22 protein-coding genes, 2 tRNA genes and 1 other annotated feature (1 of these 25 only partly in view) are annotated in these 26,574 nt (G+C 50.3%); of the genes, 3 read left to right on the forward strand and 21 right to left on the reverse strand.

Going from position 1 to position 26,574, the window contains the following annotated elements:
- Positions 1–43: 43 nt before the first annotated feature.
- From MKY82_RS27120 to leuB, 12 genes are all read right to left on the reverse strand, one after another.
- Positions 44–2,041, reverse strand: coding sequence for a hypothetical protein (locus tag MKY82_RS27120; protein ID WP_339294766.1), 1,998 nt, complete (start codon positions 2,039–2,041; stop codon positions 44–46).
- 259 nt (positions 2,042–2,300) lie between these two features.
- Positions 2,301–4,751, reverse strand: a complete 2,451-nt coding sequence (gene pheT, locus MKY82_RS27125; protein ID WP_339294767.1) for a phenylalanine--tRNA ligase subunit beta — start codon at positions 4,749–4,751, stop codon at positions 2,301–2,303.
- Between the two features lie 29 nt (positions 4,752–4,780).
- Positions 4,781–5,815: a phenylalanine--tRNA ligase subunit alpha gene (pheS, locus tag MKY82_RS27130; protein WP_071222682.1), complete on the reverse strand. Its 1,035-nt coding sequence runs from the start codon at positions 5,813–5,815 to the stop codon at positions 4,781–4,783.
- 467 nt (positions 5,816–6,282) lie between these two features.
- Positions 6,283–8,151 carry an ABC-F type ribosomal protection protein gene (gene abc-f, locus MKY82_RS27135; protein ID WP_339294768.1) on the reverse strand — a complete coding sequence of 623 codons (1,869 nt, stop codon included), beginning with the start codon at positions 8,149–8,151 and terminating at the stop codon, positions 6,283–6,285.
- 571 nt (positions 8,152–8,722) lie between these two features.
- Positions 8,723–8,793, reverse strand: a tRNA-Gly gene (locus MKY82_RS27140).
- 77 nt (positions 8,794–8,870) lie between these two features.
- Positions 8,871–8,944, reverse strand: a tRNA-Pro gene (locus MKY82_RS27145).
- Between the two features lie 179 nt (positions 8,945–9,123).
- A complete protein-coding gene (locus MKY82_RS27150; RefSeq protein ID WP_071222679.1) occupies positions 9,124–10,086 on the reverse strand; it encodes an aldolase catalytic domain-containing protein in 963 nt (320 codons plus the stop codon).
- Positions 10,087–10,227: 141 nt separating this feature from the next.
- Entirely contained in the window at positions 10,228–11,742 is a 1,515-nt protein-coding gene (locus MKY82_RS27155; RefSeq protein WP_339294769.1) for a leucyl aminopeptidase, read from the reverse strand.
- An 83-nt stretch (positions 11,743–11,825) separates the two neighbouring features.
- Positions 11,826–12,950, reverse strand: coding sequence for an ATP-binding protein (locus MKY82_RS27160; RefSeq protein ID WP_194544328.1), 1,125 nt, complete (start codon positions 12,948–12,950; stop codon positions 11,826–11,828).
- Between the two features lie 324 nt (positions 12,951–13,274).
- Positions 13,275–13,682 (reverse strand): hypothetical protein, encoded by a 408-nt coding sequence (locus MKY82_RS27165; protein ID WP_015737147.1) that lies wholly within the window; start codon positions 13,680–13,682, stop codon positions 13,275–13,277.
- A gap of 290 nt (positions 13,683–13,972) precedes the next feature.
- Positions 13,973–14,512 carry a peroxiredoxin gene (locus MKY82_RS27170; RefSeq protein WP_009593058.1) on the reverse strand — a complete coding sequence of 180 codons (540 nt, stop codon included), beginning with the start codon at positions 14,510–14,512 and terminating at the stop codon, positions 13,973–13,975.
- A 174-nt stretch (positions 14,513–14,686) separates the two neighbouring features.
- Positions 14,687–15,763: a 3-isopropylmalate dehydrogenase gene (gene leuB, locus MKY82_RS27175; RefSeq protein ID WP_076324535.1), complete on the reverse strand. Its 1,077-nt coding sequence runs from the start codon at positions 15,761–15,763 to the stop codon at positions 14,687–14,689.
- A 355-nt stretch (positions 15,764–16,118) separates the two neighbouring features.
- Between leuB and MKY82_RS27180 the strand changes: the two genes are divergently transcribed.
- On the forward strand, positions 16,119–16,310 hold the full coding sequence (locus MKY82_RS27180; protein ID WP_339294770.1) for a hypothetical protein: 192 nt from the start codon (positions 16,119–16,121) through the stop codon (positions 16,308–16,310).
- 298 nt (positions 16,311–16,608) lie between these two features.
- Positions 16,609–17,589 carry an aldo/keto reductase gene (locus tag MKY82_RS27185; RefSeq protein ID WP_339294771.1) on the forward strand — a complete coding sequence of 327 codons (981 nt, stop codon included), beginning with the start codon at positions 16,609–16,611 and terminating at the stop codon, positions 17,587–17,589.
- A 250-nt stretch (positions 17,590–17,839) separates the two neighbouring features.
- On the opposite strand, the gene MKY82_RS27190 is transcribed toward MKY82_RS27185, so the two are convergent.
- The 4 genes from MKY82_RS27190 to ilvB form a co-directional block, all read right to left on the reverse strand.
- Positions 17,840–19,378 (reverse strand): 2-isopropylmalate synthase, encoded by a 1,539-nt coding sequence (locus MKY82_RS27190; protein ID WP_194544334.1) that lies wholly within the window; start codon positions 19,376–19,378, stop codon positions 17,840–17,842.
- A gap of 166 nt (positions 19,379–19,544) precedes the next feature.
- The gene (gene ilvC / locus MKY82_RS27195; RefSeq protein WP_009589347.1) at positions 19,545–20,537 is read right to left on the reverse strand and encodes a ketol-acid reductoisomerase; all 993 of its coding nucleotides are present in this window, start codon (positions 20,535–20,537) and stop codon (positions 19,545–19,547) included.
- Between the two features lie 167 nt (positions 20,538–20,704).
- Positions 20,705–21,190, reverse strand: a complete 486-nt coding sequence (ilvN, locus tag MKY82_RS27200) for an acetolactate synthase small subunit (RefSeq protein ID WP_071222673.1) — start codon at positions 21,188–21,190, stop codon at positions 20,705–20,707.
- Position 21,191: 1 nt separating this feature from the next.
- Entirely contained in the window at positions 21,192–22,934 is a 1,743-nt protein-coding gene (ilvB, locus tag MKY82_RS27205) for a biosynthetic-type acetolactate synthase large subunit (RefSeq protein ID WP_339294772.1), read from the reverse strand.
- Between the two features lie 598 nt (positions 22,935–23,532).
- On the opposite strand from ilvB, the gene MKY82_RS27210 reads away from it, so the two are divergent.
- Positions 23,533–23,982, forward strand: coding sequence for a GNAT family N-acetyltransferase (locus tag MKY82_RS27210; protein ID WP_339294773.1), 450 nt, complete (start codon positions 23,533–23,535; stop codon positions 23,980–23,982).
- Here the strand turns inward: MKY82_RS27210 and MKY82_RS27215 are convergent, their stop codons facing one another.
- The 5 genes from MKY82_RS27215 to infC all read right to left on the reverse strand — a co-directional run bounded on the left by MKY82_RS27215 (position 23,983) and on the right by infC (position 26,386).
- Positions 23,983–24,324, reverse strand: a complete 342-nt coding sequence (locus MKY82_RS27215) for a hypothetical protein (RefSeq protein ID WP_194544337.1) — start codon at positions 24,322–24,324, stop codon at positions 23,983–23,985. It abuts the gene before it with no gap.
- 284 nt (positions 24,325–24,608) lie between these two features.
- Positions 24,609–25,097, reverse strand: coding sequence for an IS200/IS605 family transposase (tnpA, locus tag MKY82_RS27220; RefSeq protein ID WP_071223663.1), 489 nt, complete (start codon positions 25,095–25,097; stop codon positions 24,609–24,611).
- A gap of 177 nt (positions 25,098–25,274) precedes the next feature.
- Positions 25,275–25,634, reverse strand: a complete 360-nt coding sequence (gene rplT, locus MKY82_RS27225; protein ID WP_071222669.1) for a 50S ribosomal protein L20 — start codon at positions 25,632–25,634, stop codon at positions 25,275–25,277.
- A gap of 30 nt (positions 25,635–25,664) precedes the next feature.
- Complete coding sequence (gene rpmI, locus MKY82_RS27230; RefSeq protein ID WP_007127239.1) at positions 25,665–25,865, reverse strand: 50S ribosomal protein L35; 201 nt, start codon at positions 25,863–25,865, stop codon at positions 25,665–25,667.
- A gap of 26 nt (positions 25,866–25,891) precedes the next feature.
- On the reverse strand, positions 25,892–26,386 hold the full coding sequence (infC, locus tag MKY82_RS27235) for a translation initiation factor IF-3 (protein ID WP_071222668.1): 495 nt from the start codon (positions 26,384–26,386) through the stop codon (positions 25,892–25,894).
- A 53-nt stretch (positions 26,387–26,439) separates the two neighbouring features.
- Positions 26,440–26,574, reverse strand: a sequence feature (ribosomal protein L20 leader region); it runs 12 nt beyond the window's last position.

The raw sequence follows: 26,574 nt of genomic DNA on the forward strand, positions 1-26,574 counted from the left end.
GTCTAATCCGGAGGTTTTTTCAGGTTCAATTCTTCGCCATGGCCTAACGCTGATCCTGCTCAATCAACTCGATCCACTCATTATATTCAACTTGGAGCTTCGCATACTCTTCCTTCAGCTTACGGTGTTCTTCTTCAAGCTGCGCAGATTGCTCCGCCTTCAATTCCTGTTCTGCCTGGAGCAGACGATACTGGTGCATAACCAGCTCATACTGTTCACCTAAATCGGAATACTGCTGCGCCGCTTCACTTTTCTCGTCTTCCAGACGCTCACAGGCTTGGCGTGCGGATGCAATTTCCTGCTGCCAGGACTGGAGCTCTTCTTCGAGAGCAAGCTTGGTTCGTTTCCACTCATCGCGCTCGGCGGCCAGCTTCTCGCTGTCCTTGGCAAGCTGCTCCCGTTCCGCCATCCATTGCTGGTATTGCTCCTGCCACTGAACGGCGCGTTCCTCTGAATCTCTCAGCTGCTCGGCGAGTTCACGTGCGCGCTCTTCACTGGCAGCTGCCTTCTTGCGAAGCTCATCCAGCTGATTCGACACCGTATCGTATTCTTCTTCCAGCATGGCGTACAGTTTGCTGGTCTCTTCCTCTCGGGTTCCCGCTTCCTTCGTGAGCTTCTCCAATTCTTCATGGCGTAGCTGCAGTTCCTTCAATTCCTCTTGGGCACTTCGGCGCTCGGACATGCTCCGGTCAGCTTCGTCCTTCATGACCTGGATTTCATCCTGAAGTCCCTTCATTCCTTCTTCCAGGCTCTCGTTCGCTTCCATAAGCTCGACAATTCGCATCTCCAGCTCGCCGGTTTCCTCTTTGCGCTGATCAGCCAACGTACGCCAGGATTGAAGCTCGCTGCTTAGACGCTGCAGCTCTTCCTGCTGCTTGCGGGAGGTCTGATTCGCATCCACCACAAGTTTCTGCAGACGACGGCGCTCTTCCTCCGACTTGGCGGATTCCTGCTTCAGTCCTTCGAGCTCCTTCGTTAGCCCCTCCACCTTCGTACGGAAGGAACGCAATTCCTGCGAAGAGGCTTCGGCTTGCTGCCTGGACGATTGGAGCGCTTCCTTCAGCTTGTCCGATTCCGCTTTTACAATACCCAGTTCCTTCTCCGCGGACGACAAACGTGATTGGAGCTGACCACCGCGCGTTCGCTGCTCGGCAAGCTGCTTCTCCAGATCCTGAACGGTCCTCGTATGCTTTTGTTCCATATCCTGGACGGTTTTCGTATTCTTCTGTTCCAGGTCCTGCACGGTTTTCGCATTCTTCTGTTCCAGATCCTGCACCGTCTTCGTATACTTCTGCTCCAGATCCTGCACGGTCTTCGAGTGCTGCTGCTCCTTCAGGAGCGCCTCTTGTTTATAGGTACTCTCCTGTTTCTTCAATTGCTCAGCCAGCTTCTCTTCGGCCTGCTTCGCAGAAGTCCGTTGACTCTGTTCCAGCTTCTCGATGGCCTGCTTATGAGTGAGCGTCAGCTGTGAAATTTGCCCTTCATAGCGGCGCTTCATATCTTCAATAGACTGCTTATGGCCGCTCTCCAGCTTCTCACGCTGCTCCTTAAGACGCACCTCAAGCTGCTGCTTCTCCTTCAGCAGTTCCGCCACGCGGTCCGATTCCTTCTGGAGCAATTCCTTCGTACGCTCTGACTCCGCGGTTAGATTCTCCTTGGACTTCCTGTATTCCTCAGCCAGCGTTGTCTGCTCCGCCAGCTTGCCCTCCAGCTGCTCCAGCTGCTGACGATGTCTCTCCTGCTGCTCGATTTGAAGTCCTTGCACCTTGGCAAGCTCCGTGCGCAGTTCATTCCGCTCGGCCGTCATCTGCTTGGCCTCATTCTGAAACTCCAGCTTCTGCAAAGCTTCTTCAGCCATATGTACTGCAGCTAGGACGGCAATGCGCGGGGTATCCAATCGAGAGTGCGCCTTGGATATGGTACGCATGCGGTCATCTACATAATTCGCTACCTGTCTGGTATAATCACTGCTACTGCCAACGAGTTTATAGGAAGTTCCGTAGATGTCTACGGTAACGCTTTTACGGTCCGATGTAGTCAAAATTGTGCCCTCCTTCTATTATGTGTAGATTCTATGATGTCTGAAATGGTCTATTCTCTACATTCATTATATATGAGATAACATCTGTAGACGAACCTCAAGAAAACAGACCGAAGTTTGGTATATGATAACACAGTTTTGTGCTTATAATTATGTACCCTGCGGGCGTCCTGATGCAAATCCCAGTTCAATTTAGAGCAAAAAAGCCCGCATCGAATCCCTGATGTAATGGATTCGATGCGGGCGTTCACAATTCCTGCTATTTTCTTAATTCTGCGCCAAAAGTTTGCTGAAGGGCAGCAACCGCTTTTTCCGTGACGCCGGCAACCTCTTCATCGGTCAGGGTCCGTTCCTGATGACGGTACGTCATGGAGATGGCAACACTCTTCTTGCCCTCTCCAAGCTTGCTGCCCATGAAGACGTCAAACACCTGAATCTGCTGCAGAAGCTCACCTGCATTCTCCTTGATCACTTGAATCAGGGAGCCGGCTTCAACCTCCTCATTCACGACGATGGCAAGATCTCGTTCCATGCCCGGAAATCTAGGCAAATCGCGGTAAACGACGCGGGCGTTGGTCAGCTCATACAGCGGCTCAAGCAGAATTTCAGCGGCATAAGCATCTTCCAAATCCAGCTCCTGCTGCGTCTTCGGATGAATTTGTCCGAGCACACCTAGCAGCTTCTTATTCTCGCCTTGACCCGCATACACGGAAGCGGAACGCCCCGGATGGAAGCCAACCGGTCCGTTAGCCTCGTAAGTGATATCTTCCGCGCGAATTCCAAGATAGTCGAGCACCGTCTCGAGCGCACCCTTCAAATCGAAGAAATCCACTTTGGCCGGCTGGACATTCCATTGCTTGCTGCCTTTGCGTCCCGACAGCAGCAAACCAAGAACCGGACGCTCCAGCGGCTGCTTCGTCAACGTCTTCTCATGTGTATGGAACAGGTTCCCTATTTCAAACAGGGCCAGGTCCGGCTGCTTGCGGTTATGGTTGTACACCGCGATATCCAGCAGCTGTGGGAGCAAGCTGGTACGAAGGACGCTGCGGTCCTCGCTCATTGGCATGGCCAGCTTAACCGCTGTCCCGTCTGACGACAGGGAAGTGAACATTTCCGCTTGCTGCGGATGGATAAAGGAATAACCCAGAACCTCCTGGAATCCGCTATGCGTCAGCAAACGGCGAAGCGAGCGGCGGATGGCCTGTGCGATGGTCAATGAACCCGGTGTCGTCGGACCTTCTATGGCCGTTGTCGGGATATTGTCGTATCCATACAGACGGGCCACCTCTTCAATAAGATCTACGTCAAGCACGATATCGCCGCGGCGGGACGGCACTTGCACATCCACCAATCCTTGGCCCGCATCTCCGCAAGGGAAATGCAACCGGGCAAAGATCGTTTTGACCTCAAGCAGGGACAGCTCCGTACCAAGATAACGATTGAGCTTCTCCAGCGATAAAGTAATCACGGTAGGCTCGGTGTCCGCACTGCCTGCTTCGACGATTCCCTGATGGACAGCGCCGCCGGCATATTTCGCCATCAGTGCCGCTGCACGGTTCAGTGCAGGGATAACTGCGGCGGGATCCACTTCCTTCTCGAAGCGGGAGCTTGCCTCTGAACGCAGTCCGAGCTGACGGGATGTTTTGCGTACGGTTCCGCCATCGAACTTCGCCGATTCCAAGAAAATATTCACCGTGCTGTCCGTTACTTCGGATTCCAGGCCGCCCATAACGCCAGCCAAGGCCACTGGCTTGCCGCCAGCTGTAATCACCAGCATATGCGGCTCCAGACGACGCTCCGTGCCGTCCAGCGTCACCATCGTTTCGCCAGCTTCAGCCATACGCACGTGAACCGCGCCATCCTTCAACTGATCAGCATCAAAAGCATGCAGCGGCTGGCCATATTCCAGCATCACATAGTTTGTAATGTCCACGATATTACTGATCGGGCGCACGCCTGCCGCCATCAAGCGGTTCTGCATCCACAGCGGAGAAGGACCGATCTTTACACCGGTAATGTAGCGTGCCGCATAATGGCTGCACTGCTCGTCAGCGCCAATCGTAACCGAGATATGATCGGCCGCTGCATCTTGAACCTCCAGCATTTCCTTTTCCGGATTCGGAAGACTGAGCTCACGCCCCAGTATGGCGCTCACTTCGTAAGCGGCTCCCAGCATGCTGAGACAGTCAGAGCGGTTCGGTGTCAGATCCAGTTCCAAAATTTCATCGTTCAGACCCAGCACATCCACAATCGGTTTGCCGATTTCCGTATCCGTCGGAAGTACCAGAATCCCTTCCTGCAGCTCTTTAGGCAGCAGTTTGTCATTCATGCCCAGTTCCTTCGCCGAGCAGATCATGCCTTGGGAGAGCACGCCGCGCAGCTTGGCCTTCTTGATATCCATACCGCCAGGCAGCTTCGCGCCCACAAGCGCCACCGGCACCTTCTGGCCCGCATCCACATTTTTGGCTCCGCACACGATCTGGAGATCTTCCTCTTGACCCGCATCCACGATACATACATTCAGCTTGTCTGCATCAGGATGTTTCTCCTTGCTCTTAACGTAGCCGACGACCACTTTATTAATGCCTTGATTCCGTTTCTCGATCACATCGATTTCAATACCAGCCGAAGTAATGCGGCTCGCCAAATCCTCTGAGGTTACACCTTCGAGCGAAATATAATCGGACAACCAATCGGTTGAAACTCTCATTGTCTATTCACTTCCCTTTATCGTTAAAATTAGATCCGCGTGAACTGATTCAAGAATGCTGTATCGTTGTTAAAGAAGTGACGGATGTCATCCACGCCGTATTTCAGCATCGCAATCCGCTCAACCCCCATACCGAAAGCAAAACCGCTGTACTTCTCAGGGTCATAACCGCCCATTTCAAGCACCTTCGGATGAACCATGCCGCAGCCTAAAATCTCAAGCCAGCCTGTTTGCTTGCATACGCGACAGCCGCTGCCGCCGCATCTTACACAGGATACGTCCACTTCCGCACTCGGCTCCGTGAACGGGAAGAAGCTTGGACGCAGACGGATCTGCGTGTTATCGCCGAACATCTCCTGCACGAATTGCAGCAGCGTTCCTTTCAGATCACTCATGCGAATGTTCTCGCCGATGACCAGGCCCTCGATTTGGTGGAACTGGAACGAATGCGTCGCGTCATCGTCATCCCGGCGGAATACGCGTCCCGGGCAGATGATTTTGACAGGCGCTTTTCCTTGCATCGACAGCATGGTCCGGGCTTGCACCGGGGATGTCTGAGTACGCATCAGCAGATCTTCCGTCAAATAGAAGGAATCCTGCATGTCACGTGCCGGGTGATTCTTTGGCAGATTCAGCGCTTCGAAGTTGAAGTAGTCCGTTTCCACCTCGGGTCCTTCTGCTACCTGATAACCCATCCCGATAAAGATATCCTCGATATCCTGGATCACCTTGCTCAATGGATGAACAGCGCCTTGGCTGAGCTTGCGGCCCGGGAGGGTTACGTCCACCTTCTCTGCACGCAGGCGCTCTTCGGTTTCCTGCTGCAGGAATGCTTCCTGCTTGCCGGAGATGACTTCCTCAATCGCGCCCCGAACGTCATTGGCCACCTGGCCGATAACAGGACGCTCTTCTGCGCTCAGCGCACCCATTCCGCGCAGGATTTCCGTCAAAGCCCCTTTTTTGCCAAGGTATTTCACCCGCAGATCATTCAGCTGCTGCGGATCGGTAACATCCTGCAATTGCGCCAATGCTTCCTGCTTTAATGCTTCTAATTTTTCCTTCATGGCTATTCGCACACCCCTTTGTAAACTCCATCATCGAACTGAAAACAAAAAAGACTGAAAACAAAAAAGGCCTCTCCTCCCGAAAAGGGACGAAGAGACCGTGGTACCACCCTTGTTAACATGTTTCATACCCTAACCAAGGCGGTAAAAGCCTTAGCCCCGAGTATGCCTCATCATGCTCACTTGACCGACGTAACGAATCGGACCCGTTATCCCCTACTGACCGGCAGCATGCCGTGTTCAAGGAACTGCTCCGGAGCGAACTTCACCAGCCTGATTCTTTGAGGGACACTCTCAATCTACGGTATCCCTTCCCTGTAAAGAGGCACTGACTACTTTTCTCCATCGACGCATTTGTTACATATGCAAATATATAGGGTTTATTATATGCAACCTTTCGGGATATGGCAAGTTTCATTTCCCCATTTTAACCCCATCCGGCTGATTTTAATCGCGATCCTTTGATCTTATTCCGACTGAAGCCTAGCCAGCTCAGCCCGAAGCTCCCTGATCTCGGCAAGCCAGCTCCCCTCGTCCCCGGGTTCAAGATCTTCGGCTGACAAGCCCAGTAATTCCTGAATCCGGTATTCGAGCTCCATCCGCCGGTTGTCCTTCTCCGTATCTCCCTTGATCACGCCGGTCCGCGAGGCCTGCTCATCCTCCTCGTCCATACTTCCCTCGAACCAAACCGGATCTTCCCCGGGCGTCAGCGTAAGCAGTCGGTTCGCGATTTTACGCACAAGATACCGGTCATGGGATACGAGCGCAATCGCACCGGGAAAACTCACGAGCACTTGTTCAATCACCTCGCGGGTATCCACATCCAGGTAGTTGGAGGGTTCATCCAACACAAGCAGATGCGCACCGCTGAAGTATAGCTTGAGAAAAGCCGTTCTGCACTTCTCTCCCATACTCAGCTGCCCCATCTTCTTAAACACATCGTCCCGTCTGAAGAGGAACGAACCCAGCAAAGTACGCGCACGGCTCTCCGTCATTCCCGGAATGACAAGCAGACTGTCCAGCAGCGTGGTTTCGGGTTCCAGCCCCTCAAGCTCCTGCGAGAAATAACCGATCTTGACGGAAGGATTTCGGGTAATCCGGCCTTCATGCGGTTCGATTTCGCCCAGAAGCAGCTTAAGCAGTGTCGTTTTCCCGCTCCCGTTAGGGCCTCTTACGGCCAACCGGTCGCCGCGGTTCAGATAGAAGGTTAGCTTATTAAAAAGCTGCTGATCTCCGTATCCAAAACAGATATCCTTCACTTGGACGAGGGTACGGCCGCCGAAAGCCTCGCCTTCCAGCTCCATGTTCAGCTTGGGACCGTTTCGCGGTTTATCCACCCGCTCTGCTTCCAGCCGTTCCAGCGCTTTTTCCTTGGCATGATATCTTGAGATGTTCTTCTTGGCCTTGGCCTTGTAAAAGCTGGCGGTGATCTTGACGTCATTCACGTCCCCGGCCGCGTTATGTGCTTTATGGAACCATTCCTCATATCTTCGGATCGATTCCTCCAGCGCTTTGCGGGCCAGCTCCTGCTTTCGGTAAAGCGTCTCCTGCTCGCGCAGCTCCCGTTCCTTTTCACGGCGGTAATCCGTATATCCTCCCCGGTAACGCCGGAGTTCCTCCGAGGTCAGCTCACATACAGAGGTTGCTACCCGGTCGATGAACTCTCTGTCATGGGATACAAACAACACGGTACCTTTGTAGGATGATACCAGCCACTGCTCCAGCCAGACCAAGCTCTCACTGTCCAGATGGTTCGTGGGCTCGTCGAGCAGTAAAAATTTCGGTGCCGATACAAGGAGCCCTGACAGCATGACCTTCGTCTTCTGGCCTCCGCTCAGCTCGCGGTAAGACACAGGCCATACCTCCGGCCCGATGCCCAGCATCGTCATCGCTTTCTCCACCTCGGTCTCCCACTGGAAACCGTTCTGGGACTCGTAACGCTCCAGCAGATTGCCATATTGCTCAAGCAATGATTCCATCTCAGCAGCGCTGCCGCCATTCATCCGCTGCTCGACGCTGGCAAGCTGAAGCTTCAGCTGCCACAACGAAGGGTTACTGCGGCTGCGCACCGTATCGATGGCACTCCGATCGATTTCGTCCGGCTCATCCTGCTGCCTGAGCCAGCCCCAGCGATCTCGTGGGAGAATCGTCTCCACAACGCCTGAGGCAGGTTCGAGCTCGCCGGCCAGAATCGAGAGGAGCGTGGTTTTGCCGGTGCCGTTGCGCCCGTACAGCGCAATCCGCTCTCCTTCTGCCACCTCCAGCTGAATGCCTTCAAACAACGGCCTCCCTTGGAGCTCCATACTTATATCTTTCGCTTTTAGAATCATGGTCATATCGCCTCATCCTCTCTCTTTGGGAAAAACTAAAAAACCGCAAGCGATGGCCTGCGGCGGATATCATGAGAGAGGATTTGTTCTGATCTGAGTAACGGGACGAACGCGCGCCACAGCACACTTCCTTCGGCTGTTCATTCCAGGCCAGCCCTGACGGTATGGAGATGTTAGGCTCTATACCCTCGGCTGTCAGCGAAAGCTGCAATCCGTTCCGTTTATGTGATTGTTTTGCATAAGAGCACCACTTTCGACATAACAAAAAGAGGTACCCCAGTCACATTGTTCAGACACACCAAATCTCTCCCTCTACCGCCGTAGAGAAACGCCTGCAAACCACATGCAGTTGTTTTTAGAGAAAAGGGTGTCTTACTTCATTGGACTAGGTTACCTCGCATTCTTGGAATGAAATTATGGCCATTATAACAGATATTCTTAAGAAGTAAAAGGGTTGATTAGCGGAACTTCTACATATTCGAATTCCTGCTATCGCCTGTTTATCCGACCCTACCTACAATTCGAAAAAAAGTAAACAAAAAAACCCTTGTCACCAAGGGTTTTCTGTTCTTACGTAAGCGGGTGATGGGAATCGAACCCACGCTACCAGCTTGGAAGGCTGGAGTTCTACCATTGAACTACACCCGCATATATACCTACAAAAGTGAAGCTATGACTCGGCGCATATCCCGATTACTTCTGTGAGGTCCTAAATCTTAAGCGAATCGGGACGACACGATTTGAACATGCGACCCCCTGGTCCCAAACCAGGTGCTCTACCAAGCTGAGCTACGTCCCGATAATAAAGATGCTGTCTTTTGAAGACAAAAATAAATATACCATGCCGAACACGTAATTTCAACATGTATTTTATGGAAAATGAATCGCAATATAAAAAAAGCAAACAGCATCCTTCCAAGGAGGGAAAGATGCTGATATTACCTTGACCTGAAACGACAGAGCTGCAAAACCCCTTGCCTATTTTTTGTCGAAAGTCACTTCCGGTGTCGTCAATTTATCATAAAAATCCACAATTTTGTCTTTATCGTCCGAAGCACGGAGGGCCATGGCGGAGCGTGGATGTTCATCCAGGGTGCCTGTAATCATGTAAGGCATGATATAACCCCACTCTTCTTTTTCACGAAGTGGAATCATGTAGCGCTCGATAATATCCAGTACCGGACGCAGCTCATACTTGGTGCCTTTCAGATGGGTAACCAAAAGCTCGGTCGGGCAGTTGCCAGCCGCACGTCCCATCCCATATACGGATGCATCCAGAAGCTCAACGCCAAGATCTGCAGCGACCAGCGTGTTGGAGAACGCCAGCTGCATGTTGTTATGGGTATGAACGCCCAGGCGTTTGTTCGGCAGATGCGTCTTGAACTTATTCACAAGGTATTCCATATCCTTATGATCAAGGCTTCCGTAAGAATCGACGATATATACCACATCCACGACGCTCTCCCTGATCAGCTCAAAAGCTTCCAGCAGCTCGTTCTCCATTACGTTGGAGAGAGCCATAATGTTGAGCGTAGTCTCGTAACCACGATCATGGAAGGTCTGTACCAGCGCAAGCGCCTTATCCACGTCTTTAATGTAACAAGCGACACGGATGAGATCCAGCAAGCTTTCCTCGCGCGGCAAAATATCGTCTTCATCCACGCGGCCGATATCTACAAGTGCGGACAGTTTGGTTTTACCTTTATGAGGAATGACTTCTCTGAGGAATTCATCATCCAGAAAACGCCAAGGGCCCGCCTGATCAGCGCCTTTCAGCAGTTTAGGCGAATTTTTATAGCCGATTTCCATATAGTCCACGCCAGCCTCATTTAGGCCCGCATATAAATTTTGTACGAATTCTACACTAAAATCCCAGTTATTTACCAGTCCGCCATCGCGAATGGTACAGTCTACAATCTTTGTCTGACTACTCTTAATCATCTAAGCTAAGCTCCTCTCGGCAATTTTTCTCTTCATCATACTTGAATGCCGGTTGAAAAGTAAAGCAAAAACGTCCGAAGGACGGACGTTTTTCAAAGGGATATGGGACTGCCACTGCCTCTTCATTTCAGAACAAACGCTTCAATTGACGACCTGGGCCTGTTTGAGTATCCAATCGGTGATGGTGCGGACGAGCACGCCGGTTGCCCCTTTGGGATCTACGCCCCGCTCCTTGGATAGGTATGCCGTACCTGCTATGTCAAAATGCACCCAAGGCAGTCCATCAGCAAATGTCCCCACAAAAAGACCGCCCGTTATCGTCCCGCCTTCTCGGCCCGTTTGATTTCGTAAATCCGCCACCTCACTCTTCAATTTATCCCAAAACTCCGGATAGGATGGCAGCGGCCATATCTTTTCGCCAGCCCTCCGGGAGGAGGCAATAAGCTCCTGCAAAAAAGTCTCATCATTGGTTACGGCCCCAGTGGCGATATCCCCAAGAGCCGAAACGACGGACCCTGTCAATGTAGCTACGTCAATCAAACGCGAAGCTCCAAGCTGCTTGGCATAGGTTATTCCGTCCGCAAGCACGATACGGCCCTCGGCATCCGTATTCAATACTTCGATGGTGCGGCCGCTCAGTGTCGTGACGATATCGCCGGGTTTAAAGGCACTACCGCTCATCACATTCTCCGCAGTCGGAATCACCATCACTACATTGACTCTGGGGCGAATCCGTCCTAACGCTTCCATAACGCCCATTACGGTAGCCGCCCCGCCCATATCACTGATCATATCCTCCATTCCGGATGCCCTCTTCAGCGACACGCCACCGGTATCAAACGTAACCCCTTTGCCAACAAGGCCGACAACATCCTCCCACGTCTCCCGTCCCTGATAACGGATCGCGATCATGCGCGGTGGATGGATGCTGCCTTTGCCTACGGCCAGGAGGCCGCCCATACCTATCTCGTCTATGGCGTCCTCGTCCAGTACCTGGGCTTCGAAACCATACCGTTTCGCCAACTGAAGCGCCTTCTGGGCCAGGTCTTCCGGCAGCAGCATATTGCCGGGCAGATTCGTCAGGTCTCGTGCCAGGCAGGTTGCTTCTCCAATCGCTGCGCCTAATGACATTCCCTTCGTCCACCCTGCTTCAAATTCCGCATCCATATCACCTTCTATATAGTAGAGGATTTCTTCTAAATTCGTTGGCTCGGAAGCATCACGCTTATAATGCGGTTTCCGATAGCTTCCGAGGATAAACCCTTCAGTTAAAGCCTGTGCAGCATCTTGCGGCGTCTGTTCGGCGGTAAAGTTAACCATCGTATTTGGAATTTGAATGGCGGCACTGCGTACACCCGATCTCCCGGCTGCTTTTACTGCCTGTGCTGCAAGCAGCCGCAGCTGCTCGGATGTCAGAATTCCTTCGGGACGTCCCAGCCATATTAACAAGCGTGCTCCCCCTTCGATGCTCTCGGGCCATACGAATGACCGATTCGGAGTGCCATCAAATAACCGATTCTCGACCAACTGTTTGAGCAGTGGATCCCAGGACTCGGAAACGCCGCCATCCGCCGCTTGTTTTTTCGTTACGGGAACAATGATCGCATCGGTATGCACTTGCCCGGATGATAAACTGCCCTTTAATGTCCACTTCATGCGTGATCTCCTCCTAAAAAAGAAAAAGCCATTCCATCGGAACAGCTGCTCTCGTATTCATTTCAGGCACGTATCGTACAATCTTAGACTTCCGAAACGTCCAGCTTGGGAAAAGTAATCACAAACTCCGTTCCGGCACCAACCTGACTATCCACGGCAATCGAACCGCCATGGTTTCTGATAATACTGTAACTTACGGATAACCCGAGCCCCGTTCCACTCTCCTTCGTTGTGAAGAACGGGTTGAACAGATGGTTCAGTGTGTTCTGATCCATGCCGCCGCCGTTATCCGATATGCAGATGTTGATATGTTTCCCCGTATCGCGGGCTGAAATATCAATCACGCCGGTGATGTTCTCATCATGATGCTCATTAATCGCATCCAGGGCATTTTTAATAATATTCAGAATCACCTGTTTGATCTGCTTCACATCCACGGATATAAACGCAGGCGGGGTCTTATCGGTATGCAGATTAATCTGGCATCCCTTCATTAAGGCTTCACTTTCAGTTAGCAGAACAACTTCCTTCAATAAAGAGGATACGGACACAATTTTGGTTTCTGGAGCCGAGGGTTTGGAGGAATTTAGAAATTCATATATAATATCATTCGCGCGATCGATCTCCGTAAGTATAATTCTGGCATACTCGTCCTTACCTAAACTTACGAGATGCGGACGAAGCAGTTGGATGAAGCCACGGATGGAGGTGAGCGGGTTGCGTATCTCATGGGCAATGGAGGCCGAGATTTTCCCCAGCATGGCCAGCTTATCGTTCTGATAAGCGGTTTGCTCAATTCGTTTGAAGTCGGAGACATCCTTCACGCTAATCAGAAAATCGCCTTCCATCTGGTCCCCATAAGTCATCGTGATCAGCCACGATCGGCCATATTCATCAACCAATTCATGAAATCTCTTGCGGTGGAATACCGTTTCCCGAAAAATGCGAAGTATTTTTCTCTTCTTAAATCTGGAGAGCTGGGGATGTCTCAATAGTTGGGTCAGCGTACAGCCAGTCAGCGATTTACGGGATACACCTAACAATTTTGCCATCTGTACATTAACAAATGCTAACACACCGTCACTATCAAAGAGGATGATCCCGCTGTCGAGATTCTCCAGTATGTTTTCATACTTGTTCCTAATAAGCTGGCTGGAATGAAAAGAACGAATTGCCTGCAGCTCAGATTCACGGATTTGACTCAACAAGATGGCTCCCCCTTTTCATGAAAAGTTGAACTCACCAAACCGACAAAAAACCTTGCAAACATCAGCTTGTCCGCCTTTGAATCAGAAGCAGCCCGAATCTGCTTCCTTCCATGATAGTCATCGAGACAAAGAAACGTCAATCAGAAATCCTGTCGAAAAATGGGAAATTGCATAAAAATACCATGCATCATGCTTATGTATTTCTGCTTATGTAGTGGATCTAACACCTAATTCCAAACAACTAATATAAACATTACCCCCTTTTGTATGATTTGAAACATTAAAAAAGCCCCGAGTACTCACGAGGCTTTATTAATTCCTGGATTAAGGCTGCTTCTGGAGCCGGAGTCTGCGCTGACTCATCACGGCAAGCCGTCTTTTCAGTTCGCCCTGCCACTTCTCATCCTCCATCCATTTGGCAACCACCAGGAGATCTAACGACATATCAATCTGACTCTGAACCACCGTTAGCGGATCCTCCGACTCCCGGTTGACAACATTCTCAAAAATCGCATCCTCATCTTCCATCACATAATCCTGAAAATCCACCTGGGATGCTCCGTCACCATGGGCATATTCAGCTAATATTTCATACTCATTCTCAACCCGATGATGTACCTCCACGCGATGGCAGACCGGACAAGACAGCAGGGGAACATTATGTACTTGAGTGCGATAATGCTTCAGTGTACCCTTTGTACCCATCATACTAGCCCCACAGCAAAAACTCATATCGTTCACCCTCCTTTTGTGGACTCTCAACCGTTTCAAAATATTGTATTCGCTTTCACTCCCGCTAATTCCTTCACGAAAAGAACCTCGATAAAAATTTTAGGCACGATTCCCTAAACATAAGTCCGTTAGCCTATATATTTAAATTTAAATTATATATCAACGCAAGAGCGGTTCTCTAAACAAGAGTCTTCCCCTATTTCATCCAATAAAATCAGAGGTGAAAAAACCCCCACTACCTGCACATAATGTCAGATAATGAGGGTCGCCTTAACTTTAACGAAATGGAATTACAGGTTGCTGTCGCCTGGTTTCCAGTTCATAGCGCACAATCCGCCGGATTGAAGTGCTTGAAGAACGCGAAGCGTTTCTTCTACACTGCGGCCTACGTCGTTATGGTTTACAACTTGATATTTCAATTCGCCTTCTGGATCGATGATGTACAAGCCGCGCAGAGCAACGCCTTCTTCTTCGATCAGAACACCGTAGTCTCTTGCTACGTTTTTGGTGATGTCGGAAGCCAGCGGGAAGTTCAATGCTCCCAGACCGTTAGCTTCTTTAGCAGTGTTGATCCAAGCTTTGTGGCTGTGGATAGAGTCAACACTTACACCCAGAATTTCAGTATCCAATGCTTTGAATTGATCATAAGCATCGCTGAGAGCCGTGATTTCAGTTGGGCATACAAAAGTGAAATCAAGCGGATAGAAGAAGAATACGAGCCATTTGCCGCGGTAGTCGGACAGGCTTACTTTACCAAAATCTTTACCGTCTCCTGATACAGTTTCCATTGTAAAATCAGGAGCCGCTTTACCAACCAAACGTTCTGCCATGATTGAATTCCTCCTTAACATATGTAAGAAAATACGTGTATTTCCTACATGCTATGTTCCTATGAACATTTAATAGAAATGTTATCATTGAGGCTAATCAAAGTCAAGATTGTAGACGTTACTTTATTATAATTATTATAAATAAGGATTTTCCTTGAACGAATGCTTCCTCTATTAACGGATAGCCGCAGCGATCAAATCGCCCATTTCTGTCGTACTGAGCGCTTTGCTCTTATCCACAGCAATGTCTGCTGTACGATGTCCGGCATCAAGCACCTCGGCAACTGCGCGTTCAATTGCGTCTGCCGCATCCTCGTAGCCGAAGGTGAGGCGGTACATCAGCGCTACGGACAGAATCGTTGCGATCGGGTTTGCCAAGCCTTGACCGGCAATATCAGGTGCCGAACCGTGTACCGGCTCGTACAGGCCGAAAGCACCCTCGCCCATGGATGCGGATGCCAGCATGCCGATGGAACCTGTCAGCATGGCTGCTTCATCGCTCAGGATGTCGCCGAACATGTTCTCGGTTACGATCACGTCAAAGCTGGACGGGCGGCGCAGAAGCTGCATCGCGCAATTGTCTACCAGCACATGCTCCAGCTCCACGTCCGGATATTCAGGAGCGATGCGGTTTACCGTTTCGCGCCACAAGCGGGACGTTTCCAGCACATTCGCTTTATCGACGGAAGCCAGCTTCTTCCGGCGCTTCTGTGCAATCTCGAAGGCTTGATGGACGATTCGCTCTACCTCCGCCGTATTGTATACGCAAGTATCTACCGCTTCTTCGCCACCAGCACCTTCGCGTCTGAATTTCTCGCCGAAGTATATGCCTCCTGTCAGCTCACGAACGACCATCAAGTCAGTGCCTTCCAGAACTTCAGGCTTCAATGTGGACGCATCCTTCAAGCAATCGAAAATGACAGCCGGACGCAGGTTGGAGAACAGGCCAAGCTCTTTACGGATGCCAAGCAATCCGGTTTCCGGGCGAAGCTCCTTCGAATTGTTGTCCCATTTCGGTCCGCCTACCGCACCAAGCAATACAGCATCGGCGCTCTTACATACATTCAACGTTTCTTCTGGCAGCGGCGTCCCTTTCTCGTCAATGGCGATGCCGCCAAACAGTGCATGTTCCGTCGTAAATGAATATCCGAACACCTCTTCGGTACGTTTAATGATCTTCTCCGCTTCAGCCACTACCTCAGGACCGATGCCATCTCCGGCAATTACCGCGATTTTCTTCGTTTCTGCCATTCTTCGTCACTCCTTAATTTATATATACACTGGTCGTATTTAATCATCTAGTTACTGTTGTAACATACTTCCCCCTTGATTGACCAAGATATAGAAACTATGAACTTAATTCGTTTTGCCTATAAGTAGGGGGAAAGTGATCAGGGAGATGGCTGCGCCGAAGAGTTGCGCAGACGCTCAAAGAGTTGTGCAGAAGCTCGAAGAGTTAATATCGCAAGAGCGACTGAATGCGAGTAAGGCTTACTTTGAGAAAGGCTCGAGGTAAAGCTTAATCGTGTGTGCTTTTGTACGTGGGTAACTTATGCGAGAGCGGCTTTAATGAGAGCAGCTTTATGCGAGACTTCGAAGACTTAATGTGAGAGGCTCCGAATACGTATCGTTCCTCCAATCGCTGTTGTCGCCGAATTTCTGGATTGTATGTCTGGGGTTGAAATTCGGCTCCAAAGGCGACCGCTCCGCTTTTCCGAAATCGATTCGTCCTCTTCGCTGCTTCGAAGCTAATGAATTGGCGATTGACAGGTCACTGGAGAAGAGCACATCTCCCTGACCACAAGGGTGGTGGGAGATAGAAGAGTCGCCCTATGTATAATCATGGGGCGGCTCTTGAAAGTAACATCTTGAAGAGATTCTCGGTTACTCCTAGTCCTGCTTGTGCTTCTTGCTTCTTGCTTCCTGCTCTTGCTTTTTAATTTTGGCGAATGAAGTAAACAGATCACTCGCAGGTCGGCTTTCAGTGCAACCATATTAACGTCTCCGAACGCCGTTAGTTACATTTTTCTGCCAATACGCTACAATAGGGGTGAATTTGTCTTATACCCTAAACGACCAAGGAGTGATCATCGATTATGAAGTACACAGCTCTAGGTAAATCCGGTATGAAAGTAAGTCGTCTGTGTTTGGGGACGATGAATTTTGGTCCTGCTACGGATGAAAAGGAAGCCTTCCGCATCATGGATGCTGCGCTTGACGCCGGCGTCAACTTCTTCGATACGGCCAATATCTACGGCTGGGGCGAGAACTCCGGACTGACCGAAACCATCATCGGACGCTGGTTTAACCAAGGCGGGGGCCGCCGCGAAAAAGTCGTTTTGGCTACCAAATTCTATGGCTCCATGAGCGATCCTCTGGATGGTCCCAACAATGAAGCCGGGCTGTCGAGCTATAAACTTCGCCGTCATCTCGAAGCGTCGCTAAAGCGTCTGCAGACAGACCATATCGAGCTGTACCAAATGCATCACGTCGATCCTTCCGTCACCTGGGACGAGCTGTGGGGCGCATTTGAGGTTGCGGTTCATCAAGGAAAAATCGGGTATGTCGGATCCAGCAACTTTGCGGGCTGGCAGATTGCGGTTGCGCAAGCCGCAGCCCAGAGCCGTCATTTCCTCGGCCTCGTTTCCGAGCAGCATAAATACAGCCTGACCTGCCGATTGCCAGAACTCGAAGTGCTTCCCGCTTCGCAGCAGCTTGGGCTCGGCGTCATTCCATGGAGTCCGCTGGACGGTGGACTGCTGGGACGCAATGCGCTAAAGAAAATCGAAGGCTCTCGCAGTGGGGGCAATGCGGAGCGCGTGGAGAAACACCGCTCGCAGCTGGAACAGTTCGCCGCACTCTGCCAGGAACTTGGCGAACCACAGGACAACGTCGCCCTTGCCTGGGTGCTTAAGAACCCGGCGGTTACGGGACCGATTATCGGACCGCGCACGCTGGAGCAATTCGAAAGCTCCCTGCGCTCGCTTGAGATAGAACTCGATGAATCCGTAATGAAGCGTCTGGATGAAATTTTCCCGGGTCCGGGTGGAGCCGCTCCGCAGGCCTATGCTTGGTAAAATAAGGATAACATCCGAACGAAGCGCTGTCTTATCCCGTTGATCAGCTGCGCCAAGGCGGTATCGGCACACTGCCATGAGAGTTAAAGGCTCGGTGCGAGTATCTGATACCAGCATTCACGGCCGGCCAACATCATCATAAAATAAAGAAAAAGAGGAGCCGCTTTCACAGCGGCCCCTCTTTTTCTTTTGAATATCTCCTGCAGGCAAAACGATGCGATTCAGAGCTACCATGTACTCTAAGTATGGATTACAGCGTAGCGCGCTCACGCCGGCTAAACGTTTTGCGTTTCTCGATCAGGACGTTAACCGCATCCACGTAAGCTCTTGCACTCGCTTCCAGAATGTCGGTGCTCAAGCCGCGGCCTTGCGCAGCCACGTCGTTTTGCGACAGCACGACATGCACTTCACCTTGAGCATCCTTGCCGTGCGTTACCGATTTGATGGAATAATCCGCAAGCGTAACCTCTTCGCCGGTCACCTTGTCGATCGCGTTATAGATCGCGTCGACGGAACCGTTGCCCTCGGCCTCTTCCTCAATCGTCTGCTCCGCAGTCGCAATACGAACCCGCGCCGTCGGTGTGGATTCGTTGCCGTAAGCAACAAATATCGTTTCCAGCTTGAACACTTCCGGCGTATCGATCAGTTTCTCTTCCAGCAGAGCCAGCAGATCCTCATCGGATACTTCCTTCTTCTTGTCGGCGAGCACCTTGAATTTGGCGAATGCGTCATTCACCTGTTCTTCGCTTAGCTCATAGCCCAAATCCAGCAGCTTCTCCCGGAAAGCATGACGGCCAGAGTGTTTGCCTAACACCAGCTTGCTTTCTTTGAGCCCGATAGACTCCGGCGTCATAATTTCGTAAGTCGTCTTCTCTTTCAGCATGCCGTCCTGATGAATACCGGATTCATGAGCGAACGCGTTCGCGCCGACAATCGCTTTGTTGCCCGGCACGACCATACCGGTCAGCTTGCTCACAAGGCGGCTCGTGCGGGCGATTTCCGTTAGTGCCAGCCCCGTCTTCGCTCCAAAAAACTCGGAGCGCGTCTCCAGCGCCATCGCAATTTCCTCAATGGCGGTATTCCCTGCACGTTCGCCGATTCCGTTGATCGTTCCTTCGATCTGATCGGCCCCGTTTAAAATGGCGGCAAGGGTATTCGCCGTCGCCATGCCCAGATCGTTATGGCAATGCGCGCTAAGCTGCACCTTCTCGATATCCGGAACATTTTCCTTCAAGTATTTGAATATAGCCCCGTACTCCGAAGGATTCAAATAACCCACGGTATCCGGAATGTTAACGACATTGGCGCCTTCCCGTACAGCCATGCCTACAACCTCGGCCATGAAATCCAGCTCCGTCCGGCCGGCATCCTCTAGGGAAAACTCCACTTTGGAAAAGTATTTCTTGGCATAACGGATCGAGGCCTGCGCCGTTTCCAGCACCTGCTGCTTCTCCATCCGCAGCTTGAACTTGCGGTGAATCGGGGAAGTCGCCAGGAATACGTGTATGCATGGATCCTGTGCTCCCTGAAGCGCTTCGCGAACCGCATCGATGTCACTCTCTCTGGAACGTGACAATCCAATGACCGTGACGTCTTTAACCGCGCGTGCCACTGCGTTCACAGCAGCAAGGTCACCGGGTGACGCCGCTGGAAAGCCTGCTTCCATGCGGTCGATTTTCAACTTCTCGAGTTGAAGGGCAATTTCCACCTTTTCCCGAGTGTTCAAATTCACGCCAGGAGACTGCTCTCCATCTCTCAGCGTTGTATCAAAGATATAAATCTTTCGCATGTCGGCACCTCCTTGAAGTTTATCGCTTGACGTAAACATCCGGCGGCAGGTTGACTTAATCCCCTGCCGCCGGCTGCTTTAATCTAACGGGTCCCATGCAGCAGCGCCATCATCTCATGCTCGACTGCTCCATACCCGGAAGAATTCTTATGATTTCTATATATTCTTATTTTTTGATCCAATGCATCATTTCGCGAAGTTCCGCACCAACCACTTCGATCGGATGCTCGGACTCGTTGCGGCGGGTAGCTGTCAGGAACGCACGGCCCGATTGGTTCTCAAGGATAAAGTCGCGAGCGAATTTACCTTGTTGAATATCGGAGAGGACTTCTTTCATTGCCTTCTTCGTATCTTCGGTTACCACACGAGGGCCTGTTACATAGTCGCCGTACTCCGCTGTGTTACTGATGGAGTCGCGCATGCTTGCAAGACCACCCTCATAGATCATGTCTACGATCAGTTTCAGTTCATGCAGGCACTCGAAGTATGCCATTTCCGGCGCATATCCAGCTTCAGTCAACGTTTCGAAACCAGCTTTAACCAATGCGGATACACCGCCGCACAATACCGCTTGCTCACCGAACAAGTCCGTTTCGGTTTCTTCGCGGAAGGAAGTTTCGATAACGCCTGCACGAGTACAACCGATACCTTTTGCATAAGCAAGACCGATCGCCTTGGCTTGTCCAGTTGCATCTTTCTCGATTGCAATCAATCCAGGTACGCCAAAGCCTTCAACATACGTACGGCGAACCATGTGACCTGGGGATTTAGGAGCGACCAGAAGGACATCGTTGTCTTTAGGAGCTACGATTTGACCAAAATGAACGTTGAAACCGTGGGAGAACATCAGTGCCGCGCCTTTTTTCAGGTTTGGCTCGATATCGTTCTTGTATACCGCTGCTTGCGTTTCGTCCGGCATCAGGATTTGAACTACATCTGCACGGCTAACGGCTTCGGCTACAGGAAGCACTTCGAAACCATCGTTTTTCGCTTTGTCGAACGACTTGCCTTCACGAAGACCAATGACAACCTGAAGTCCGCTGTCGCGCAGGTTTTGCGCTTGAGCATGACCTTGGCTTCCATAACCGATAACCGCGATTGTTTTGTCTTTTAACACGCTGAGTTCTGCATCTTGTTCATAATAAGTAGTAATTGCCATTTGTATAAGTCCTCCTTTGATTTTAAAGACCCTTCATGATGAGCGGGTATCTCAATAGACCGAATCCCATCCCCGATCTGCTGAGACACCCGCTCATGCCATGCAGGTGTCTAACGCTTATATTGCAATAACTTTGTCATCCGGATAAAAAGAAAAACGTAAAATCATTACGCGTTACCGCGAATCATCGCAGTAACCCCGGTACGGGAAAGCTCCTGGATGCCATACGGCTTAAGCAGCTCGATCATGGCATCGATTTTGACGGTATCGCCAACTACCTGAACCATCAGGTTGGCTGTGCCGATATCCACGACGGATGCGCGGAATGTCTCGACAACGCCCATAATTTCCGGTCTGGCCGATGGCTCGGCTTTTACTTTGATCAGGGCGAGCTCTCTGGCTACCATCGGTTTCGAGCTCAGGTTAATGACTTTAATAACATCGATCAGCTTGTAAAGCTGCTTCTCCACCTGCTCCAGCGTCGTTTCATCACCGGTGGTTACGATAACCATCCGGGACAAGCCGGATTCCTCCGACTGCCCCACGGTAATGCTCTCGATGTTAAAGCCCCTGCGTCCGAATAACCCGGATACGCGCTGCAGGACACCCGGCTGGTCGTTCACTAGTACGGCAATGGTATGTTTTGTACTCATCTTACGCATCCCCCATCAGCATTTGATCGATTGTCGACCCTTGCGTCACCATCGGATACACGTTCTCGCCTTTCTCTACAACGAATTCAACGAGGACGGGTCCCGGTGTTTCCATCGCTTCGGCCCAAGCACGCTGTGCTTCTTCTTTCGTGGTGGCACGAAGTCCTTTGACACCGTAGGCTTCAGCCAACTTGACGAAATCAGGGCTGCCTGCCAGATCGATGTGGCTGTAACGGTTATCGTAAATGAGCTCCTGCCATTGACGAACCATTCCTAACACCTGGTTGTTGATGACAACGATTTTTACCGGAATGTTGTTGATGGCACAGATGGCAAGTTCTTGCGAACACATCTGCATGCCGCCATCCCCGTTGATCGAAATGACCAGGCGATCCGGATGCGCCATCTGGGCACCAATCGCGGACGGGAATCCGAAGCCCATCGTTCCGAGACCGCCGGAGGTGATCCAGGAACGCGGCTGGTTGAACTTGTAATACTGAGCGGCCCACATTTGGTGCTGGCCAACGTCAGTCGTTACAATCGCTTCACCCTTTGTCGTATCGTTCAGCATTTCGATAACCCATTGCGGCTTCAGCACAGTATCTGAATCGACGTAACGGAATGGGTATTCGGCTTTCCATGTTCTGATCTGGTCTCTCCACGCATCTGCTTTCGCTGCGTACGGAACGAGCGGATTCAACATTTCAAGCACGGTCTTCACGTCTCCGACAATCGGGATATCGGTTGGCACGTTCTTGCCGATCTCAGCCGGGTCGATATCGATATGAACGATCTTCGCATGTGGCGCGAAACCATCGAGCTTGCCTGTAACCCTGTCATCGAATCTTGCCCCGATATTGATCAGCAGGTCCGACTGCTGAATACCATGGTTCGATGTGTAGGTTCCGTGCATACCCGGCATTCCCGTCCACAGCTCATGGCCGCTTGGGAAGGCACCCAGACCGAGAAGCGTTGTCGTGATCGGAATCCCGGATCTATTCACGAATTCGTACAGCCCTTCATGAGCTCCGGAGTAAATCACGCCGCCGCCAGCAAGGATCATAGGACGCTCGGCTTCCTCAATCGCGCGGGCTAATTTATCCAACTGAAGTTTGTTAGGTACCGTCCGAGGATTGTATCCTCTCAGTTGAATTCGTTCTTCCGGCTGGAACAGCGTCGTTGCGGCGGATACATCCTTCGGAATATCGATCAGTACCGGACCTTTGCGGCCGGTTGAAGCGATATGGAAGGCTTCGTGAATCACCCTTGGCAGATCCTTTACATCCCTTACCAGATAGCTGTGTTTCGTAATCGGCATCGTGATGCCCGTAATGTCCGCTTCCTGGAAAGCGTCCGTACCGATCAGGGTTGTTGCAACGTTACCGGTTATCACAACGAGTGGAACGGAATCCATATAAGCTGTTGCGATACCGGTCACAAGGTTCGTTGCCCCCGGTCCTGAAGTCGCTATGCACACACCGACTTTGCCGCTTGCGCGAGCGTAACCGTCAGCTGCATGAATGGCGCCTTGTTCATGACGGGTCAAGACGTGATTGAAGTCCTCAAAACCATACATGGCATCGTAGATGTACAGGACCGCCCCGCCCGGATATCCAAAGACGCATTCGACACCTTCGAGCAGAAGACTCCGAAGCAAGATTTCCGATCCGGTAATCACTTCAGGCTTCAACCATTTCTCTCGTAATTGTTCTGTAGACCGCACTTCTGGAGTTTGCGCGCTCATCAGTCATCCTCCTCTCAAATATTGGCACTCTTCATTCAAGCAACAAAAAAACCTTCCGTCGCCACACCCGGAGTAACTCCGTGTGAGGGACGAAAGGTTTAGCTTCCGTGGTACCACCCATGTTTGCCCTACACTTCGCAGTGTAAAGCCTCAGCAGGTATGAAGAACACAATGAACACAGCTCTTCAATATCTGCAGTCCGTAACGTGGACTAAGACGATTCCCCCTAATAAACGCTGTTACGACTTAATGCGATAAAGTCATAACGTAGCATCTTTCAGGGAAACAGCTCCGAGGTGAGCTCGTATAAAAGGGGTTTTGGTGGTGGTTTCAGCTGATCCATCCACTCTCTGAGCAAAAGAGCCCTTTAAACTTCGTCCTCATCATTGCCGATTGGATATTTTCGTTAAAATGTTTAGAAACATTATATGATTCATTCATTCCAGAAGTCAACACATTTATTTTACTTCCGATGAAAGGTTTTCATTCACAATTGGAGCAATCCCTTCGCTTCCTTGATGCAAAACACGCTCTTAAACCCTGCTACATATGATAAATGGAGCTATCCTTAATAGCGGTGAAGGGAGGAAACAACACGATGATCCGCTATCGAAAACCGGAGCAGGATGATCCGATGATTCTACAACTCATTGAGTCCCAACTCGTCCCGCTTTCCCATATGACAAAAAAAGAGCTGGACATCATCCGTCAGGATATTCCCTCTCGATTACGACGCGGCGTGACCCTTGTTGCTTCGCCTCAGGATAACGATAAAATCATTGCCTTTATCCATTTTATGATGCACGGCGAACTGCTGTATATCGATATGCTGGCCGTCGCATCCACCGCACAGCGAAGACGGTGGGGCGTCCGATTGATGGAGCATGCCGAACGTTTCGCTGTATCCCGCGGATGCAAACGCGCCAAGGTCATGGTCGATATTGGAAACCAGACCGGCCTTAACTTTTACCGAAAGCTCGGCTACACGGTTACAAGAATCATCGAACCGAGCCGCTGTTATGAGCTAGAGAAGATTTGGTTCCTCTAATTACCAGAAGAAACCTGGCCCAAAGCCTGGCCCGAATGCGCCATACCCCGGTCCGAATCCGCCGTATCCCCCTGGGTAGCCTCCCGGATATCCACCGAATCCGCCACCATAGCCTCCACCGAACGCATAAGGTGCCGTCCCAATGGCAAGAAGGTCAAACAATGCGAGCGGAAGAATCGCCTTGGTTCTCACTTTTTTCCCCTTGGTTGCCGGTTCTACAAAAAGGCGGTTGCCGGAAACGCGTACCAGCTTGCCTGTCACCATCGTCCCGTCCTTCTTATACGCTACGATCTGTTTGCCCACATATGATTTCACTTTTGCCTTGCTGACAGGCTTGTGCATAAGATCCCTCCTCAGGTAATATACATTTCAATCTATTCCGGAAGGAGTTCCCTTGCTTGTTTCATGGCCCTTACGATGGCTAAAGATAGGTGAAAAAGCTCGTCCTGCCCAGCATTCAGCACTTAGGATCCTTATGTATGACGGACAGGAGCGAAAAATCAAAACCACCCGTGTGAACGGGTGGTTTGCTCTGCGGCTGAAAGCCTTTGTTACTGGCCAGCCCTAAAGGGCATTGAATCGTTCGCCAACCGCACTACTTTTTCGGCTACCCCTTAAGGGGTCTTCTAGTTCTTCTTCTTTCGTTTGCTTCCTGTTTCTTCTCCTGTGAATGGATCTATATACTCTTCCAGCGTCATTTGCTCTGCAACCACGTCTTCTTGTAACTGATTTCGTATATACTCTTCAATCACTTTCTTGTTCCTTCCTACCGTGTCCACATAAAACCCTTTACACCAGAATTTTCGATTCCCATACTTATATTTTAAATTTGCATGGCGATCAAATATCATTAAGCTACTCTTCCCTTTTAGATACCCTATAAATGATGACACACTTATTTTCGGCGGTATACTTACCAGCATGTGTATATGATCTTTACATGCCTCTGCTTCTATAATTTCTACACCTTTTCTTTCACACAATTGTCTTAGTATTTTTCCTATATCTCTTTTCAATTTCCCATAGATCACTTGTCTTCTGTACTTTGGTGCAAACACTATGTGATACTTACAATTCCATTTTGTATGTGCTAAACTGTTCACATCAGATGCCATCTGATCTCCTCCTCGTGTTTTAAATTTGGTTGGCGAACCGAATTTATCTTAACACTTCGGAGGATTTTTTTTATACAACGCTTAAGCTATCCTGAACCATACGCATAGCGTATGGTTTTCTTTTTACAAATAAAAAAACCGCCGTAATATTACGGCGGTTTCTTCATACACGTATAATTAAGCGTTCACTTTTTCTTTAGCTACAGTAGCCAAAGAATTAAACGCGTTCAGGTCATTAACAGCCAGATCAGCCAGCATTTTACGGTTAATGTCCACGCCAGCAAGCTTCAGACCATGCATCAATTTGCTGTAAGACAGACCGTTTTGACGAGCAGCCGCGTTGATACGAACGATCCACAATTTACGGAAATTACGTTTCGTTGTACGACGATCCCGGTATGCATAAACGAGGGATTTCATTACCTGCTCGTTCGCTGTTTTAAAAATGCGGTGTTTGGAACCGAAATAACCTTTCGCAAGCTTCAATACTTTTTTATGTCGACGACGAACGACAAATCCGCCTTTAACTCGTGCCATATCAAAAGACCTCCCAATAATTGTTGTTTACTATTTCAAGTTAGCCAGACCTTGCTTCAAACGTTTAACATCTCCAGGCGCCATAACTGGGCTATTGGACAATACGCGCTTCGCACGCTTGGATTTGTGGGAAAGCAAGTGGTTTTTGTAAGCTTTATAACGTTTAACTTTACCAGTACCAGTAATCTTGAAGCGGCCTTTCAGGCTGCTATGTGTTTTCATTTTAGGCATTGTAGTACTTCCTCCTCTAATTTCTCTTAGGCTTTTGGAGCCAAAATCATAATCATGCTGCGGCCTTCCAATTTCGGTTGACGTTCAATGACGCAGAGATCCGCCACTTCCACTTTCACGCGCTCCAAAATCTTCTGACCAATGTTAGCATGGGTGATTTCACGACCACGGAAACGCACGGAGCATTTCACTTTATCGCCGTCTTTCAAAAACTTAACGACATTGCGAAGCTTGGTTTGATAATCATGCTCCTCAATGTTGGCTCGGAACCATACTTCTTTGATATCCACAATTTTCTGGTTCTTACGTGCTTCCTTCTCTTTCTTCTGCTGCTCATAGCGGAATTTACCGTAGTCCATGATGCGGCATACCGGCGGTTTCGCCTGAGGGGCCACGTTCACCAGATCCAGATTGAGATCAATTGCCATTTGCAGTGCTTCACGAATCGGCTTGATCCCGATTTGCTCACCTTCGGCACCAACCAAACGTACTTCCTTGGCCCGAATCTCGTCATTGATCATATGTTCCTTACTGATAGTCCTCCACCTCCAAATTACTTGTTGTTCCTGTTTGCAAAAAAAATAAAGGGATGACGGGTTAATCACCGACATCCCTATTTGATACTCATCTCACAAATGAAGTTAAATCCATTCATTGATTTCGTGATCAAACCAGCCAACACATGTCGGTCAGGTGAGAAGCGGCGCTT

It is taken from the genome of Paenibacillus sp. FSL W7-1279 (genome assembly GCF_037969845.1).
Lineage (GTDB): Bacteria > Bacillota > Bacilli > Paenibacillales > Paenibacillaceae > Paenibacillus_AQ.

Excerpts from the sequence above, each read along its gene's own strand:
- ilvC (WP_009589347.1), bottom strand. The coding sequence starts at position 20,537 with ATGGCAATTACTACTTATTATGAACAAGATGCAGAACTCAGCGTGTTA.
- MKY82_RS27215 (WP_194544337.1), bottom strand. The coding sequence starts at position 24,324 with ATGCACAAGCCTGTCAGCAAGGCAAAAGTGAAATCATATGTGGGCAAA.
- MKY82_RS27190 (WP_194544334.1), bottom strand. The coding sequence starts at position 19,378 with ATGCGAAAGATTTATATCTTTGATACAACGCTGAGAGATGGAGAGCAG.
- infC (WP_071222668.1), bottom strand. The coding sequence starts at position 26,386 with ATGATCAATGACGAGATTCGGGCCAAGGAAGTACGTTTGGTTGGTGCC.
- ilvB (WP_339294772.1), bottom strand. The coding sequence starts at position 22,934 with ATGAGCGCGCAAACTCCAGAAGTGCGGTCTACAGAACAATTACGAGAG.
- ilvN (WP_071222673.1), bottom strand. The coding sequence starts at position 21,190 with ATGAGTACAAAACATACCATTGCCGTACTAGTGAACGACCAGCCGGGT.
- rplT (WP_071222669.1), bottom strand. The coding sequence starts at position 25,634 with ATGGCACGAGTTAAAGGCGGATTTGTCGTTCGTCGTCGACATAAAAAA.
- pheT (WP_339294767.1), bottom strand. The coding sequence starts at position 4,751 with ATGAGAGTTTCAACCGATTGGTTGTCCGATTATATTTCGCTCGAAGGT.
- rpmI (WP_007127239.1), bottom strand. The coding sequence starts at position 25,865 with ATGCCTAAAATGAAAACACATAGCAGCCTGAAAGGCCGCTTCAAGATT.
- abc-f (WP_339294768.1), bottom strand. The coding sequence starts at position 8,151 with ATGACCATGATTCTAAAAGCGAAAGATATAAGTATGGAGCTCCAAGGG.
- tnpA (WP_071223663.1), bottom strand. The coding sequence starts at position 25,097 with ATGGCATCTGATGTGAACAGTTTAGCACATACAAAATGGAATTGTAAG.
- MKY82_RS27210 (WP_339294773.1), top strand. The coding sequence starts at position 23,533 with ATGATCCGCTATCGAAAACCGGAGCAGGATGATCCGATGATTCTACAA.
- leuB (WP_076324535.1), bottom strand. The coding sequence starts at position 15,763 with ATGGCAGAAACGAAGAAAATCGCGGTAATTGCCGGAGATGGCATCGGT.
- pheS (WP_071222682.1), bottom strand. The coding sequence starts at position 5,815 with ATGAAGGAAAAATTAGAAGCATTAAAGCAGGAAGCATTGGCGCAATTG.
- MKY82_RS27185 (WP_339294771.1), top strand. The coding sequence starts at position 16,609 with ATGAAGTACACAGCTCTAGGTAAATCCGGTATGAAAGTAAGTCGTCTG.
- MKY82_RS27170 (WP_009593058.1), bottom strand. The coding sequence starts at position 14,512 with ATGGCAGAACGTTTGGTTGGTAAAGCGGCTCCTGATTTTACAATGGAA.
- MKY82_RS27165 (WP_015737147.1), bottom strand. The coding sequence starts at position 13,682 with ATGAGTTTTTGCTGTGGGGCTAGTATGATGGGTACAAAGGGTACACTG.
- MKY82_RS27150 (WP_071222679.1), bottom strand. The coding sequence starts at position 10,086 with ATGATTAAGAGTAGTCAGACAAAGATTGTAGACTGTACCATTCGCGAT.
- MKY82_RS27155 (WP_339294769.1), bottom strand. The coding sequence starts at position 11,742 with ATGAAGTGGACATTAAAGGGCAGTTTATCATCCGGGCAAGTGCATACC.